This window comes from Bradyrhizobium sp. GCM10028915 (assembly GCF_042666195.1).
Taxonomy (GTDB): domain Bacteria; phylum Pseudomonadota; class Alphaproteobacteria; order Rhizobiales; family Xanthobacteraceae; genus Bradyrhizobium; species Bradyrhizobium canariense_D.
The window spans coordinates 1,159,449-1,175,389 of the sequence record NZ_JBHTFN010000044.1; the positions used below are offsets into that span (position 1 = coordinate 1,159,449).

At 64.0% G+C, this 15,941-nt stretch carries 15 protein-coding genes and 1 tRNA gene; 4 read left to right on the forward strand and 12 right to left on the reverse strand.

Annotated features, from left to right (window positions below; translation table 11 throughout):
- Positions 1–7: 7 nt before the first annotated feature.
- The 12 genes from nuoH to ACFQX9_RS25800 all read right to left on the reverse strand — a co-directional run bounded on the left by nuoH (position 8) and on the right by ACFQX9_RS25800 (position 12,592).
- A complete protein-coding gene (nuoH, locus tag ACFQX9_RS25745) occupies positions 8–1,075 on the reverse strand; it encodes an NADH-quinone oxidoreductase subunit NuoH (RefSeq protein ID WP_018455085.1) in 1,068 nt (355 codons plus the stop codon).
- Positions 1,076–1,079: 4 nt separating this feature from the next.
- On the reverse strand, positions 1,080–3,155 hold the full coding sequence (gene nuoG / locus ACFQX9_RS25750; RefSeq protein ID WP_247336860.1) for an NADH-quinone oxidoreductase subunit NuoG: 2,076 nt from the start codon (positions 3,153–3,155) through the stop codon (positions 1,080–1,082).
- A gap of 5 nt (positions 3,156–3,160) precedes the next feature.
- Positions 3,161–4,486 (reverse strand): NADH-quinone oxidoreductase subunit NuoF, encoded by a 1,326-nt coding sequence (gene nuoF, locus ACFQX9_RS25755; RefSeq protein ID WP_018455087.1) that lies wholly within the window; start codon positions 4,484–4,486, stop codon positions 3,161–3,163.
- Positions 4,487–4,501: 15 nt separating this feature from the next.
- A complete protein-coding gene (locus ACFQX9_RS25760) occupies positions 4,502–4,705 on the reverse strand; it encodes a hypothetical protein (protein ID WP_026232874.1) in 204 nt (67 codons plus the stop codon).
- Complete coding sequence (gene nuoE / locus ACFQX9_RS25765) at positions 4,705–5,316, reverse strand: NADH-quinone oxidoreductase subunit NuoE (protein ID WP_018455089.1); 612 nt, start codon at positions 5,314–5,316, stop codon at positions 4,705–4,707. The genes ACFQX9_RS25760 and nuoE overlap by 1 nt, the downstream gene beginning before the upstream one ends.
- A 12-nt stretch (positions 5,317–5,328) precedes the next feature.
- Positions 5,329–6,291, reverse strand: a complete 963-nt coding sequence (locus tag ACFQX9_RS25770) for an FkbM family methyltransferase (protein ID WP_162496315.1) — start codon at positions 6,289–6,291, stop codon at positions 5,329–5,331.
- Entirely contained in the window at positions 6,291–7,487 is a 1,197-nt protein-coding gene (locus ACFQX9_RS25775) for an NADH-quinone oxidoreductase subunit D (RefSeq protein ID WP_007603549.1), read from the reverse strand. The genes ACFQX9_RS25770 and ACFQX9_RS25775 overlap by 1 nt, the downstream gene beginning before the upstream one ends.
- 2 nt (positions 7,488–7,489) lie before the next feature.
- Complete coding sequence (locus ACFQX9_RS25780) at positions 7,490–8,104, reverse strand: NADH-quinone oxidoreductase subunit C (protein ID WP_085353344.1); 615 nt, start codon at positions 8,102–8,104, stop codon at positions 7,490–7,492.
- Positions 8,105–8,115: 11 nt separating this feature from the next.
- Positions 8,116–8,697 (reverse strand): NADH-quinone oxidoreductase subunit B family protein, encoded by a 582-nt coding sequence (locus ACFQX9_RS25785; protein WP_026232875.1) that lies wholly within the window; start codon positions 8,695–8,697, stop codon positions 8,116–8,118.
- Positions 8,694–9,059 (reverse strand): NADH-quinone oxidoreductase subunit A, encoded by a 366-nt coding sequence (locus ACFQX9_RS25790; protein ID WP_008136158.1) that lies wholly within the window; start codon positions 9,057–9,059, stop codon positions 8,694–8,696. The genes ACFQX9_RS25785 and ACFQX9_RS25790 overlap by 4 nt, the downstream gene beginning before the upstream one ends.
- A gap of 569 nt (positions 9,060–9,628) precedes the next feature.
- Positions 9,629–11,632, reverse strand: a complete 2,004-nt coding sequence (locus ACFQX9_RS25795; RefSeq protein WP_377791014.1) for a TonB-dependent siderophore receptor — start codon at positions 11,630–11,632, stop codon at positions 9,629–9,631.
- Between the two features lie 444 nt (positions 11,633–12,076).
- Complete coding sequence (locus ACFQX9_RS25800; RefSeq protein ID WP_018455095.1) at positions 12,077–12,592, reverse strand: MarR family winged helix-turn-helix transcriptional regulator; 516 nt, start codon at positions 12,590–12,592, stop codon at positions 12,077–12,079.
- 180 nt (positions 12,593–12,772) lie between these two features.
- Here ACFQX9_RS25800 and ACFQX9_RS25805 point away from each other — a divergent pair, with 180 nt between their 5' ends.
- From ACFQX9_RS25805 to ACFQX9_RS25820, 4 genes are all read left to right on the forward strand, one after another.
- Positions 12,773–13,963 (forward strand): aromatic ring-hydroxylating dioxygenase subunit alpha, encoded by a 1,191-nt coding sequence (locus ACFQX9_RS25805; protein ID WP_085353350.1) that lies wholly within the window; start codon positions 12,773–12,775, stop codon positions 13,961–13,963.
- Positions 13,964–14,023: 60 nt separating this feature from the next.
- Positions 14,024–15,319, forward strand: coding sequence for an MFS transporter (locus ACFQX9_RS25810; protein ID WP_026232876.1), 1,296 nt, complete (start codon positions 14,024–14,026; stop codon positions 15,317–15,319).
- Positions 15,320–15,460: 141 nt separating this feature from the next.
- Positions 15,461–15,664 carry a hypothetical protein gene (locus tag ACFQX9_RS25815; RefSeq protein ID WP_026232877.1) on the forward strand — a complete coding sequence of 68 codons (204 nt, stop codon included), beginning with the start codon at positions 15,461–15,463 and terminating at the stop codon, positions 15,662–15,664.
- Between the two features lie 160 nt (positions 15,665–15,824).
- Positions 15,825–15,901: transfer RNA gene (locus tag ACFQX9_RS25820), tRNA-Asp, on the forward strand.
- Positions 15,902–15,941: the final 40 nt, after the last annotated feature.

Below are 15,941 nucleotides of genomic sequence, written 5' to 3' on the forward strand. Positions count from 1 at the left end.
ACGGCCCTCACTTCGGCGCGATGTCGGCGAAGTGCAGCACACCGGCCACCACGATCACCATCGCCAGCGACAACGGCAGGAACACTTTCCAGCCGAGGCGCATCAGTTGATCGTAGCGGTAGCGCGGCACGATCGCCTTGGCCATCGCGAACAGGAAGAACATGAAGAACAGTTTCAGCGAGAACCAGATGATCCCCGGCACCCAGTTGAAGGGCGGCAGGTCCACCGGCGGCAGCCAGCCTCCGAGAAACAAGATCGTCGCCATCGCGCACATCGTGGCAATCGCGACATACTCGCCGAGCATGAACAGAAGATACGGCGTCGAGCCGTACTCGACCATGAAGCCGGCGACGAGCTCGGATTCTGCTTCGACGAGGTCGAACGGCGGGCGGTTGGTTTCAGCCAGCGCCGAGACGTAGAAGATCACGAACATCGGGAACAGCGGCCAGACGTACCAGTTCAGGATGGTGAGCTGCGGCAGCCCGATCAGGCTGGCGAGGCCGCGGACATGCTGCGCCTCGACCACGGCCGAGAGGTTCAGCGTGCCGGCGCAGAGCAGCACCGTGATGATGACGAAGCCGATCGAGACCTCGTAGGACACCATCTGCGCCGCCGAGCGCAGCGCCGCGAGGAACGGATATTTCGAGTTCGACGACCAGCCGGCCATGATGATGCCGTAGATCGACAGCGACGAGATCGCGAAGATGAAGAGAACGCCGACGTTGATGTCGGAGATCACCCAGCCGAGATTGGTAGGGATCACCGCCCAGGCCGCGAGCGCGAGCACGCACGAGACCAAGGGAGCAAGAAGAAACACGCCCTTGTTGGCGCCGGACGGGATGATCGGCTCCTTCAGCACGAACTTCAGGAGGTCGGCGAAGGATTGCAGCAGGCCCCAGGGACCAACCACGTTCGGGCCGCGGCGGATCTGCACCGCCGCCCAGATCTTGCGGTCGGCGAGCAGGATGTAGGCGATCGCCACCAGCAGAACGACCAGCACCAGGACGCTCTGCGCGATCATGATGATCAGCGGCCAGAGGAACCCGGTCCAGAATGCGCTTTCGAAGAATTCCATCGGCTCACTCCGCTGCGGTCAGCATCTGCCCGGAGGCAAGCCGCGAACATTCCGCCATCACGGCGGACGCACGCGCGATTGGGTTGGTCAAATAGAAGTCCTCGACAAGCGGCTTGAACGGGGCCTTCTCCGTCGTGCCGCCCTTCCCCGCGAGCTTCTTGATCTGGTCGGCCGAGCCGGGCTCGATCTGGTCGAGACGCATCAGATGCGGCACGGCCTTGAAGATCGCCTGGCGCAGGGCCGAAAGCGAGTCATAGCCGAGCTTCTTGCCGAGCGCCTCCGACAGCGCGCGGACAATCGCCCAGTCCTCGCGGGCCTCGCCCGGCGGGAATGCGGCGCGTCCGGTCATTTGCACGCGGCCTTCGGTGTTGACGTAGATCGCGGACTTCTCGGTATAGGCGGCTGCTGGCAGGATCACGTCGGCCCGATGGGCGCCGCGGTCGCCGTGGGTGCCGATATAGACGACGAAGGTGCCGTCCGACGGCTTGATCTCGTCGGCGCCGAGCAGGAACAGCAGATCGAGCGTCCCGAACGTCGTCATCTGCGCCGCATTCAGCCCGCCCTGACCAGCGACAAAGCCGATATCGAGAGCGCCGACGCGCGAGGCGCTCTCGTGCAGGACGCCGAAGCCGTTCCAGCCGTCCTTGAGCGCGCCGACGTCGAGTGCGAGCTTGGCCGCGGCTGCGAGAATGGCGGCGCCGTCGTGGCGCGAGGCGGCGCCAGCACCGACCAGGATGATCGGGTTCTTGGCGTTCTTCAGCACGTCCATGAAGGAGTGCTTGCCGGCCGCGAGCTCACCCAGCGTGTCGGTGCCCGCGCCGAGGTGATCATAGTCGTACGTGAGGTCGGGCTTGGCGCCGATCACGCCGACCTTGAAGCCGCCGGCGCGCCAGCGCTTGCGGATGCGGGCATTGAACACGGCCGCTTCTTTCCGCGGATTGGCGCCGATGATGAGCAGCGCATCGGCCTGCTCGACGCCGGCGAGCGTCGGATTGAAGATGTAGGAGCCGCGGCCGAGCGCGGGATCGAAGGCGTCGCCGCCCTGCACCGCCAGATTGGCCGAGCCGTATTTGGCCAGCAAGTCCTTCAGCGCGAACATCTCTTCGACGCCAGCGAGGTCGCCCGCGATCGCGCCGATGCGCTTGCCGTCGGTGCGGGCCGCTTTCGCGGCGATCGCGGCAAAGGCCTCGGGCCAGTTCGCCGCGCGCAGCTTGCCGGCTTCGCGGATATAGGGCCGGTCGAGACGCTGGGTGCGCAGGCCGTCGACGACGTGACGGGTCTTGTCGGAGATCCACTCCTCGTTCACGGCCTCGTTGATGCGCGGCAGGATACGCATCACTTCGCGGCCGCGGGTGTCGACGCGGATCGCGGATCCCACGCCGTCCATCACGTCGATCGACTGGGTCTTGCCGAGCTCCCACGGGCGCGCGGCGAAAGCATAGGGCTTCGAGGTCAGCGCGCCGACCGGGCAGATGTCGACGAGATTGCCTTGCAATTCCGAGGTCAGCGCGTGCTCGAGATAGGTCGTGATCTCCATGTCCTCGCCGCGGCCGGTCGCACCCATTTCGGGGGCGCCGGCCACTTCCGCCGAGAAGCGGACGCAGCGGGTGCACTGGATGCAGCGGTTCATCGAGGTCTTGACCAACGCGCCGAGATATTTGTCCTCGACCGCGCGCTTGTTCTCGGCGAAGCGGCTGGTGTCGACACCGTAGCCCATCGCCTGGTCCTGGAGGTCGCACTCGCCGCCCTGATCGCAGATCGGGCAATCCAGCGGATGGTTGATCAGAAGGAATTCCATCACGCCTTCGCGCGCCTTCTTCACCATCGGCGAACGGGTGGAGATTTCCGGCGGCTCGCCCTTGGGGCCTGGACGGCAATCGCGCACGCCCCAGGCGCAGCTCGCGACCGGCTTCGGGCCGCCCTTCACCTCGACGAGGCACATCCGGCAATTGCCGGCGATCGACAGCCGCTCATGATAGCAGAAGCGCGGAATCTCGGCGCCGGCCGCTTCGCACGCCTGGAGCAGCGTGTATTCGGCGGGGACATCGATCTCTTTACCGTCGATGATGAGCTTGGTCATTCTCTCTACTCCGCCGCGACCATGTTCACGGGATCGCGGACGCCGATATCGTCGATGTCGGACTTGTGCGAATATTGGTCGATGCGCGCTTCGATCTCGTGACGGAAATGCGCTATCAGGCCCTGGATCGGCCACGCCGCCGCGTCGCCAAGCGCGCAGATGGTGTGGCCTTCGACCTGCTTGGTGACTTCCAGCAGCATGTCGATCTCGCGCTTGTGGGCGCGGCCTTCGGCCATGCGGGTCAAGACGCGCCACATCCAGCCGGTGCCTTCGCGGCACGGCGTGCACTGGCCGCAGCTCTCATGCTTGTAGAAATAGGAGATGCGGGCGATGGCGCGGATCAAATCGGTCGACTTGTCCATCACGATCACGGCCGCGGTGCCGAGACCCGAGCGCAGCTTGCTCAAGCTGTCGAAATCCATCGGCGTGTCGATGATCTGCTCGGCCGGCACCATGCGCACGGAGGAGCCGCCGGGGATCACGGCCTTGAGGTTGTCCCAACCACCGCGGATGCCGCCGCAATGCTTCTCGATCAGCTCACGGAACGGAATGCCCATGGCCTCTTCGACGTTGCAGGGCCGCTCGACATGGCCGGAGATGCAGAACAGCTTGGTGCCGACATTGTTCGGACGACCGATGCCGGCGAACCATGCCGCGCCACGGCGCAGGATGTCCGGCGCAACCGCGATCGACTCGACATTGTTGACGGTGGTCGGGCAGCCGTACAGGCCGACATTGGCCGGGAACGGCGGCTTCAGGCGCGGCTGGCCCTTCTTGCCTTCGAGGCTCTCGAGCAGCGCGGTTTCCTCGCCGCAGATATAGGCGCCGGCGCCGTGGGCGACGTAGATGTCGAACGGCCAGCCGTTGACGTTGTCCTTGCCGACCAGCTTGGCCTCATAGGCCTGGTCGATCGCCGCCTGGAGATGCTCGCGCTCGCGGATGAACTCGCCGCGGACATAGATGTAGCAGGCATGCGCGTTCATCGCGCAGCTCGCGATCAGGCAGCCCTCGATCAGGAGATGCGGATCGTGCCGCATGATCTCGCGATCCTTGCAAGTCCCGGGCTCGGATTCGTCGGCGTTGACGACGAGATAGCTCGGCCGGCCGTCGGTCGATTCCTTCGGCATGAACGACCATTTCAGGCCGGTCGGGAAGCCGGCGCCACCGCGGCCGCGCAGCCCCGACGCCTTCATCTCGTTGATGATCCAGTCACGGCCCTTGTCGATGATGTTCTTCGTACCATCCCAGGCGCCGCGGCGCCGCGCGCCCTCGAGCCCCCAATCGTGGAGGCCGTAGAGGTTCTTGAAGATGCGGTCCTTGTCCTCGAGCATGTCAGTGCTTTCCGATCAACGGTTGGCTTGCTTGTAGGCAAGCCCGGCGGCGCAGACGGCGAAGGTCAGCGCCCAGAGCAGACTGGATTCCAGCGACGCGTTCAGGGCGAAGCGCTGAAGCAGGAAAATGAATGTGGCCGCCACGGCGGAATGCATTGCGACGAAGCCCCACTTCTTCACAACACTGCTCCCTTCAACTGGCGGTGAGAGATCACGCATCAGGTGATTTCCTTCAGCGTTGTCGGCCCACCGGTCGGCGCCGAGAACTGGCGGCCGTTCTGCGGACCGGGCTTGGGCGGGTTGCCCGAGGCAAAGCCATCGAGCACCTTGCCGAAGCTTTCCTTGGTCAGATCCTCATATGTGTCCTTGCCGATCAGCACCATCGGCGCATTCACGCAGGCACCGAGGCACTCCACCTCCTCCCAGCTGAAATTGCCGTCCTTGGAGAGATGGAAGGGCTCGTGATGAATGCGGTGCTCGCAGACGTGGATCAGATCCTCGGCCCCGCGCAGGCGGCACGGCGTGGTGCCGCAGACCTGGACGTGGGCCTTCTTGCCGACCGGGGCGAGCTGGAACATCGTGTAGAAGGTGGCGACCTCGAGCACGCGGATATAGGGCATGTCGAGCATGTCGGCGATGACGCGGATCGCGGCTTCCGAGACCCAGCCGTCGTGCTGCTCCTGCGCCCGCCAGAGGATGGCGATGACGGCCGAAGCCTGGCGTCCGGCCGGATATTTCGCGATCTGCTGCTTGGCGAACGCGAGGTTCTCCTCCGTGAACGCAAAGCTCGCGGGCTGGACTTCCTTCGGTGCTAATCGGCGAACGGACATCTCTTCAATCTCTCACTGCACACGGCGCGCTGTTTTCGCATTCAGGGCATTGATCCTGTCCTGCCAGAATGCGCTTGCGGTGCCGAAAACATTGTAGCCGACGTGGGTGGAGACCTTGATGCGGTCGAGGATCGACAGCTCGGTCACCGTTTCCATACGTCGGGTGCTGGGATCGTAGACGATCAGCTTCAGCGGGGTGTGTTCGAGGATGTAGCGCGAGACCGCGTGCGAACGGTCGCTGCCGTGCTCCTCGCACATGACGACGCTGTCGGCCTGGAGCAGCCGGGCGCCGCCCTTGATCGCCTCGATCTCGACGCCCTCGACGTCGAGCTTGATCAGGTACTTGCCGGTGCCTGCGATCTTGCCGTCGTCGATCAGATTGTCGAGCGCAATGACCGGCACGTCCTCGCCGCCCGCCGACGCATCGCCGGCGATGCTGAAGGCCTCGTGCTTGGTGCCTGACAGACGCGCGGTGCCACGGGCCGCGCCGATCGCGCATTTCATGGTCTCGAAGCGGCTGGCGTTAATGCGGGCGTTGTTGTCAAGCTTCGGATAGTTCTGCCCCGACGGCTCGATCGCGATCGCCTTGTGCGAGCCGAACGGCTTGCTCGACACCAGCACCGACCAATAGCCGTAATTCGCGCCGCAATCGAGCAGCGTGTAGTCGACGTCGATGGAATCGGCGAACAACAGCTCCAGCTCGTCCTCGTAATTGTAGGAGCGGTTGAGCAGCTTGCTCCAATAGCCGTCGCCGTAGGGAAATTCGAACACGGCGTCGGGATTGAGCTTGATCGCGATGTTGCGCTCGGGCAGCGTCTTGCGCAGCAGATTGGCGCAGGCGATGTAGCCCATATGCGAGAAGTGCGACGAGATCTTCGATCCCGTCACCAGCGCCAAGGCAGCCGTCCGCTCCCACAGGTTGGCCCCTTCAAGGGCCCCCGAGGCGCGGTCAAACTGGATCGGCGCCTGCGCCATCACCGATCGACCTCTCCGAACACGATGTCGAGCGAGCCGAGGATCGCCGAGACGTCGGCGAGCAGATGACCGCGGCAGATGTGGTCCATCGCCTGCAGATGCGCAAAGCCGGGCGCGCGGATCTTGCACTTGTAGGGCTTGTTGGTGCCGTCCGAGATCAGAAAGACGCCGAACTCGCCCTTCGGCGCCTCGACCGCGGCGTAGACCTCGCCGGCGGGCACGTGGACGCCTTCGGTGTAGAGCTTGAAGTGGTGGATCAGCGCTTCCATCGAGCGCTTCATCTCGCCACGGCGCGGCGGCGCGACCTTGTTGTCCTCGACGACGACGGGACCCTTCCCGTCGGCCGCGTTCAGCTTCTGGATGCACTGCTTCATGATGCGCACGGACTGGCGCATCTCTTCCATGCGGATCAGATAGCGGTCATAGCAGTCGCCGTTCTTGCCGATCGGGATATCGAAATCCATCTCGGCGTAGCATTCATAGGGCTGCGACTTGCGCAGATCCCAGGCCGCGCCCGAGCCGCGCACCATCACGCCCGAGAAGCCCCACTCCCAAGCTTCCTTCAGCGACACGACGCCGATGTCGACGTTGCGCTGCTTGAAGATGCGGTTGGCGGTGAGCAGCCGGTCGAGATCTTCGACCACTTTCAGGAACGGATCGCACCAGGCGTCGATGTCGTCGACCAGCTTCTGCGGCAGGTCCTGATGCACGCCGCCGACGCGGAAATAGGCTGCGTGCATGCGACTGCCGGAGGCGCGCTCGTAGAACACCATCAGCTTTTCGCGCTCTTCAAAGCCCCACAGCGGCGGGGTCAGCGCGCCGACGTCCATCGCCTGCGTGGTGACGTTGAGCAAATGCGACAGGATGCGGCCGATCTCGCAATAGAGCACGCGGATCAGCTGCGCGCGGCGCGGCACCTCGATGCCGAGCAGCTTTTCTGCAGCCATGCAGAAGGCGTGCTCCTGGTTCATCGGCGCGACGTAGTCCAGGCGGTCGAAATAAGGGATCGCCTGCAGATAGGTCTTCTGCTCGATCAGCTTTTCGGTGCCGCGATGCAGCAGACCGATATGCGGATCGACGCGGGCGACGACTTCGCCGTCAAGCTCCAGCACCAGACGCAGCACGCCGTGCGCAGCCGGATGCTGCGGTCCGAAGTTGATCGTGAAGTTGCGAAGCTGTTCGGGTTGCTCGTTCATGATCAGACCTTCGGCCCCGCTTTTTCATCGCCCGGAAGGACCGGATAGTCGGCGCCCTCCCACGGGGACAAAAAGTCGAACTTGCGGAATTCCTGGTTGAGCCTGACCGGCTCGTACACCACCCGCTTCTCCTGGTCGTCGTAGCGGACCTCGAGGAAGCCGGTGGTCGGGAAATCCTTGCGCAGCGGATGACCCTCGAAGCCGTAATCGGTCAGGAGGCGGCGCATGTCGGGATGACCGACGAAGATCACGCCATAGAGGTCATAGGCCTCGCGCTCGAACCAGTCGGCGCCGGGAAACACCTCGATCAGCGACGGCACCTGCGTGGTCTCGTCCGCCTGGGCCTTGAGCCGGATCCGCGCGTTCAAGGTCGGTGACAGGAAGTGATAGATCACGTCGAAGCGTTTTTCGCGCGACGGATAATCCGCGGCCGTGATGTCGGTGAAGTTGATGAAGCGGCAGCTCGGGTCGTCGCGGAGGTACTTGACCACCTCGACGATTTTGCTGACCTCGACATCCACCGTGAGTTGGTTGAAGGCCACCGAATAACCCATGGCGGCGCCCGGAAAGGCGTTAACGATCGTCTGCCCCAGGGCGTCGAGCTTGGCGTCGTCCATGACGTAAAACCTTAGCGTTCGATTGTGCCGGTGCGGCGGATCTTCTTCTGCAGCAGCAGCACGCCGTAGAGCAGTGCTTCCGCCGTGGGCGGGCAGCCCGGCACATAGATGTCGATCGGCACGATGCGGTCGCAACCGCGCACGACCGAGTAGGAATAGTGATAATAGCCGCCGCCGTTGGCGCAGGAGCCCATCGAGATGACGTAGCGCGGCTCGGGCATCTGGTCGTAGACCTTGCGCAACGCAGGCGCCATCTTGTTGGTCAGGGTCCCCGCGACGATCATCACGTCCGACTGACGCGGTGAAGCGCGCGGCGCGAAGCCGAAGCGCTCGACGTCGTAGCGCGGCATCGAGACCTGCATCATCTCGACCGCGCAGCAGGCGAGACCGAAGGTCATCCACATCAGCGAGCCGGTGCGCGCCCAGGTGATGAGGTCGTCGGTCGCGGCCACGAAGAAGCCCTTGTCGGACAGTTCCGAATTGACCTCGAGGAAGAACGGATCATTGGCCCCGACCGGCTTGCCGGTCGACGGGTCCAGGATGCCCTTGGGGGCCGGCGCGAGAACCGGACCGGCGGACGACGTAGGGGTCAATCCCATTCCAGTGCGCCTTTCTTCCATTCATAGGCGAACCCGACCGTCAGCACGGCGAGGAACACCACCATGGACCAGAAGCCGGTCGCGCCAAGCTTGCCGAACGCCACCGCCCAGGGAAACAGGAACGCCACCTCGAGGTCGAAGATGATGAAGAGGATGGCGACGAGATAGAAGCGGACGTCGAACTTCATGCGGGCGTCGTCGAAGGCGTTGAAACCGCACTCATACGCCGACAGCTTTTCCGGGTCCGGCTGCTGGAACGCCACGATGAACGGCGCGATCAGCAGCACCAGGCCAATGAGGCCCGCTACCCCTATGAAGACGACGAGTGGAAGATAGTTCTGCAGAATGCCGCTCATTGACGAGCCCTTTTTCCCGCAGCCTCGGGACAGCCACGGATTCGTCCAGTTTGGAATTGTTCTGAGCCTTAGCGCAGTGCACCAATGGGCGCAAGACACGCTCTTTTTAGGCCCTTTGTCGCCCTCAGAACGGTGGAAATCCCGGAATCACCCCGCGGCTGGTATGGAGCAGATCGACAGCCCCAGCAAGGGCGCCCCGATCAGTCCACACGCGCTGGGCCGTGACGTCCGTGGTTGGGAAGGCTCACTTTATCTAGGCCGCGACGCTGCAAAGTCCAGATTATAACGAGGCCAAGCGCGCCCATTATCGGGCGAGCGACCCGGGAGCCATGCATCACGATCGGACCTGGGCTCGTCTGGCGAATGTGTCGGGCAGGAGGCCCACTTCGCCCCAGCGGAAAATGGGTGGCGAGCGCGGCGGCGACGTGGCTGGGTCGTCGCGCGCCGCGCTCGCATGAGCTTCGGGCCGGGGGGCATGACCCGCGAGCTATCGATCTCGTGGTGGAAGCCGGCGACGGGCCGGTCAGGCTCTCACGATGGCCTTCCCTCGCCTGTTCTCGTCATTTGCCTCACCATTTGTAGGAGACGCTGGCGGTGACGCGCCGGCGGTCGCCGTAGAAGCAGGATGACGCCGCCGCGCAGCTCGCGACGTAGATCTTGTCGGTCAAATTGACCACGTTCAGCGCGGTGCGCCAGTTCTGCCATTCGTAGTGGAGCGCGAGATCGCCGAGCACGACCGCGGGAACCTCGAGGGTATTGGCGGTATCCGCCCACGACGAACCGATATAGCGGAGACCGCCGCCGAAGCCGAACCCCGCGAGTGGCCCGTCCTTGAAGGTGTAGTCCGCCCAGCCGGACACCAGGAGCTCCGGCGTGTTGGTCGGGGTCTTGCCGACCAGCGCCGGGTCCAGATCCCTGCTGTTGAACAAACGGTAGGCCGTGAACGAGCCGATCAGCTTCAGCTCACGCGTGGCGTTCGCCACCGCTTCGAGCTCGATGCCGCGCGAGGTCACCTCGCCGGTCTGGTTCTGCAAGGTCGTGACGACAGGATCGGTCGTTGCCACATGCTGACGTTTCAGGTCGAACACCGAAGCGGTGAAGTAGCCGTCAAATCCCCGCGGCGCGACCTTCACCCCGATTTCCGTCTGTTGGCCGGTCTCCGGCAGGAACAGCTGGTTTTGCGCGTTGAGGCCGATGACCGGATTGTAGCTCGTGGCGTAGGACACATAGGGCGCGATGCCGTTGTCGAAATTGTAGATCAGCCCGGCGCGCCCGCTGAACCTGCTGTCGTCGCGGCTGGCAAGCGTGGCGCCGGTATCACGGGCAGCCTGCGTCGTCTCGACCCAATCGTTGCGGCCGCTCAGCACCAGCGTGAAGTTGCCGAGCTTCATCTGGTCCTGAAGATAGGTGCCGGCCTGCTTCTGCGTGATCTGGAAGTTGCGGAACGGTGCGCCCGTCAACGGAATGTCAAACCCGTAGGCGGGATGGAAGACGTTGATCGAAGGGACGGTGCCGAAGTTGAAAGCCTGATAATCGTCGATCTGGTAGCCCTTCAAATCGACCCCGAACAGCATCGTATGCCGCACCGCGCCGGTGTTGAAGCGGTACTCCAGCTGATTGTCGAGATTGGCCTGGTTGGCGGTGTTCTTCGCATACCAATTATAGCGACCGAGACTGGCCGTGTTGATGTCAGCCCAATTATTGCCGACATAGCCGCGATAGGTCACATCGACATGGGCAAAGCGCGCATTCTGCCGGAACGTCAAATCGTCGGTGAGATTGCGCTCGAACTGATAGCCCAGCATCTCCTGCTCGCGCGCGAACTTGTCGACGCTGGGATCGCCAGCGAAAAAGCTGGTCGGGATCTTGCCGAACCGAGCGTTGGTCACCGTGCCCTCATAGGGCAGGAAGTTGATGCCACGGGTTTCCTGCCGGGAAGCTGAAGCCAGTACCGTGAACCTCGTGTCGGCGTCCGGCTTCCAGGTCACCGACGGCGCGATGAAGTAGTTGTTGTCCGGCGTGAAATTGACCTGCGTGGGGCCGTTCTGGACCTGACCGACGACGCGGTAGAACAGCTTGCCGTTCTCGTGGCTCGTTGCGACCGGACCGCCAACATCGAAGCCGACATAGGCGTTGCCGAAATTGTTGACGCCGGTCTCGATGAAACGGACGGGCTCCGCCGGCGGCATCTTGCTGATGACGTTGACGATGCCGCTCGGGCTCGATCCGCCATAGAGCACGGCCGATGGACCGCGCAGCACCTCGACGCGCTCCATGTTGGGCGTCTGGAGCTTCCAGCTCGCATAGGAGGTGTAGAACAGCTGCATGCCGTCGAGAAACAGTCCGACGTCGTCGGACTTAAAGCCGCGGATCAGCCACCAGTCGTTGCGCGTGTCCGCGCCGAAGGTCCCGGCGCGGACGCCGGCAGTATAGCGCAGGACCTCGTCGAGCTTGTTCGCCTTCTGGTCGCGAATCTGCTCCGCGCCGATCACCGACACCGCCTGCGGCGTCTCCATGATCGGCGTGTTGGTCTTGGTGCCGGACGAGCTGCGGCCGGCGACGTAGCCGTGCACCGGGCCGAGCGGGGTCTCGACGAAACAACATTGCGCGGCGGCTGCGGCCTGTTTCGGTTGGCGGTCTGCTGGGACGATCGCGGCGCACGGCGCTGCACGGAGATGGCTCGTCGGCGCGCTTCCGGCGCGGCGACGGTCACCGACGGAATGTTCTGCGCGCCAATCTGCGCAGGAGATTGTGCAAGCGATGCCTGCGGCAGCAAAACCCAAGCGGATGCGGTCGCCAACATGGCCGACCGCAGCATTCCAAGACTGTTCACGCGCAACCCCAAAACTGCGTGTTCTGATGGCACATGCTGTCGGCCCATGACGGCATGCGCTTGCGGTGACGCTTAGGGCAGCGCGCGCGAATTCCCTAATTGAAAGCCTCTTAGAAGGAGTCTTAGAAAGAGTCTTGAAAAGGGTCTTGGAAGCGATCCAACATGTTCCCGGATCGCCGAAACGTCAGCGCGAAATCTTCTCGCTCTCGAGCATCTCGGCGGCGATTGCCGTCAATTGATCGACCTGCTGCAGCAGCGTCTCGAACTCGGCTTCGCTCAAATGTTCGCGCAAACGCCGATTGCGCTCCTGCGCACCGGCGACGATCGCATCATGCGCCGCGAGGCCCGTTGCGGTCAGCGAGACCAGCACCTCGCGGCTGTCCTTCGGGTTCGCCGATTTCGCGATCAGCTTGCGCGACACGAGTTCCGCAAGCGCGCGGCTGATCTGCCCCTTGTCCTGGCCGACGGCTTCCGCGAGCCGCGCCACGCTCATCGGCGGCCGCCGGCCAAGCGAGGCGACCAGGCCGAACTCGACCGATGACAATCCGGCGAGACGCTTGTAGCGCAGGATGGCGCCGCGCTTGAGCAAATTGGCCAGCACCATCAGCCGCGACGACAGCATGACGGTGATCGGCGCCAGCGACTGACTTTCGTCCGCATCGGACGATGTGCGCCCGTCCCTGCCTGATGTCTGGCTCATGGTCCACCTCTGCCAAGAAAGCCGCGGCGTGCCAAGTCTTGGTAGCGCGACCTCCCCAGCCTGATCCGAATGCGATCAAGAGGCATTTGGAAATCGTTGACATTGTCATCGATCTAATCTTCACTTGGTACAAGGCATCAAAAAAGCCCGGCCGGTACGGCCGACTGCGGGAGGACCAGCATGACCATCACCCAGCGGGATCGCGATCTCGGCACGGCCTATGCGATGAAGCCCGCGCACACCCGCACCGAGCTCACGTCGGTCATGCGCGGCACGCCGATGGGCGAACTGCTCCGCCGCTACTGGCATCCGGTCGGGCTCATCAGAGACGCAACCGACACTCCGAAGAAGGTCCGCGCGCTCGGCGAGGATCTGGTGCTGTTCCGCGACAAGCACGGCCGCGCCGGCCTGCTGCACGCCCGCTGCTGCCACCGCGGCACCACGCTCTATTATGGCAAGGTCGAGGAGGACGGCATCCGCTGCTGCTATCACGGCTGGAAGTTCGACACCGAGGGCCATTGCCTGGAGCAGCCCTGCGAGCCCGATGGCGGCCAGTTCAAGGACAAGGTGCGCCAGCCCTGGTATCCGGTCGAGGAGCGCTACGGGCTGATCTTCGCCTATATGGGCCCGGCCGAGAAACGCCCGGTGCTGCCGGCCTATGAGTGCTTGGAGACCATGGACGACGGCGAGTTCGTCGACGCCGACGATTCCTCGATCGGCGGCGGTGGTCCCGCGATCATCCCCTGCAACTGGCTCCAGCATTTCGAGAACGTGGTCGATCCCTACCACGTGCCGGTGCTGCACGGCTCGTTCTCGGGTCCGCAATTCACCAACATGATGGCATCGATGCCGGAGGTGACGTTCGACAAGACGCCGCGCGGGATCGCCGTGCGCTCGATCCGCAAGCAGGATGACGGCAAGGTGTTTTACCGCGTCACCGAGGCGGCGCTCCCCACCTTGCGCGTCGTGCCAAACCCGCGCGTGGCGCAATTCGCCCGCGTCGAGTCGATCGGCTGGACGCTGCCGATCGACGACACCTCGTTCCGCATCTACGTCGCCGGCCGCGTCAAGAACGCCGGCGACATCGGTCGCATGCGCTCGAAATTCAACGGCAAATTCTGGTGGGACATGACCGAGGAAGAACATCAGCGATTTCCGGGCGATTACGAAGCCCAGGTCGGCCAAGGACCGCAGACCATCCATTCCGAGGAGCATTTCGGCCAGAGCGACCGCGGCATCCTCATGATCCGACGCATGCTGAGCGACCAGCTCGAGGCGATGGAAGCAGGCCGCGATCCGATCGGAATCTCGTTCGATGCAAGCGCGCCTCCCGTCGAATTCGAAGCGGGGAATTACATCCGCGAAGGCTGACCTGCCAGCCCCAATCAGGGCTGGACCGACAACGATAACAAAGACTAATTGGGGGAAGCGATGGTCGATGTGACGTCACAAATGTCGGTGCAAACGGCCGCGACGGCAAAACCCTCGGCGCGGCGCTATTACGTGCTAGGCCTGCTTACGATCATCTACGCGCTGAACTTCCTCGACCGCACGATCTTCAACGTGCTGATCGAGCCGATCAAGAAGGAGTTTCAGCTCAGCGATACCATGATGGGCCTGCTCGCGGGCTTCGGCTTCGCGCTGTTCTACTCCCTGCTCGGCATCCCCATCGCGCGCGTCGCCGACCGGCTCAACCGGCGCAACATCGTCGCCGCCGCCTTCGCGTTCTGGAGCGCGATGACGGCGTTGTGCGGCGCCGCTTCGAGCGTCACCTCGTTGGCGCTGGCGAGGATCGGCGTCGGCATCGGCGAATCCGCAGGCTCGCCCGCCTCGCAATCGATCGTGGCCGACCTCTTCGCCAAGAACGAGCGTCCGCGCGCGCTCGGCATCTACGCCGTCGGCACCTATCTCGGCGTATTCCTCGGCTATTTCGTGGGCGGGTACGTCAACCAGCACTATGGCTGGCGGATGGCGTTCTACGTTGCGGGCCTGCCCGGCATCCTGCTTGCTGTTGTCCTGTGGCTGACGATCTCCGAGCCGAAGCGCGGCGCCATGCAGGAGAATTTCGTGCCCGAGCCGCTCGGGCCGACGCTGCGCTTCCTGGCCTCGCAGCGAAGCTTCATCATCGTGCTGATCGGCTTCTGTCTCACCACTTACACGAACTATGCGACCGCGGCGTGGATCCCGCCGTTCCTGGCGCGTGTGCACCATCTGTCGAGCGCGGAGATCGGCACCTATGCCGGCACCTTCAAGGGTCTCGCCGGCATGGCCGGCACCCTGCTCGGCGGCTTCGTGGTGGCGCAGATCAGCCGCCGCGACGACCGCTGGAAGCTGTGGGCGCCCGCCATCACCTCGGGCCTTGCCGGCCCGGTGTTCGCGCTGTGCATGCTGACGCAGGACTTTGCGCTGATGGTGGCCACGCTGGCGCTGACCTCGTTCCTGGTCGGCTTCCATCTCGGACCGATCTTCGCGATCGCGCAGACGGTCGCCAAGCCGAGCATGCGGGCGCTGGCCTCCGCCCTGATCGCGCTCACTGCCACCTGCTTCGGCCAGGGCCTCGGCCCGCTCGCCGTGGGCGTGGTCAACGATGCCCTGAAGGGCGCTTACGGCGCCGACGCGGTGCGCTATTCCCTGCTCTCGGCGGCGGTCACGACCACGCTGGGGGCACTCCTGTTCGTCTGGGCGGCGCGCTCGATCCGGGACGATATCGGCCGGGCGGCCGCCTGACGCCGGTACAGGCCGCAAGCCCGGCGAAACCAACCGGGCGCATTAATGAAACCATTTTGCGGAACCCGCGAAACCATCCGGAAACAGACGGTCTTTACAAGACGAGCCATAGACGGCGGCAAAGCCCGTCGGGAGGCTCAGATGAACCACTCTATCCACTCTGCTGATCGTGCGACCCATCTGAAGATCGTGGTGGTGGCGCTGGTGGCCGGAATTACAGTGGCCGGCTTCGGGATCGCAGCCCGCACCAATGCCGATTACAGCCAGACCGCCCAGTCCGCCCATGTGATCAAGGCCGGGAAGCCGGTGGTGGTGACGAGCGCAGGGACGTCGGAGATCCGCTGACACCGCCCCGCTCGGGGCTGACAGAGGCCGCCGCCTGGCGGCCTTTTTCGTTTTCCAGAGCAATGCTTAGCCGGGATGTGCCGGTGAAGCGCAACATCCTTGACTTCACCCAGCCCCGCCTTTAAGTCCCCCCTCGTTCCGCGCGCTGTCAGCGAACCACGCGGGAGTAGCTCAGTTGGTTAGAGCGCCGGCCTGTCACGCCGGAGGTCGCGGGTTCGAGCCCCGTCTCTCGCGCCATTTTGGCAATTCCTTCATAGCCTTAGAGCAAACTTCTACA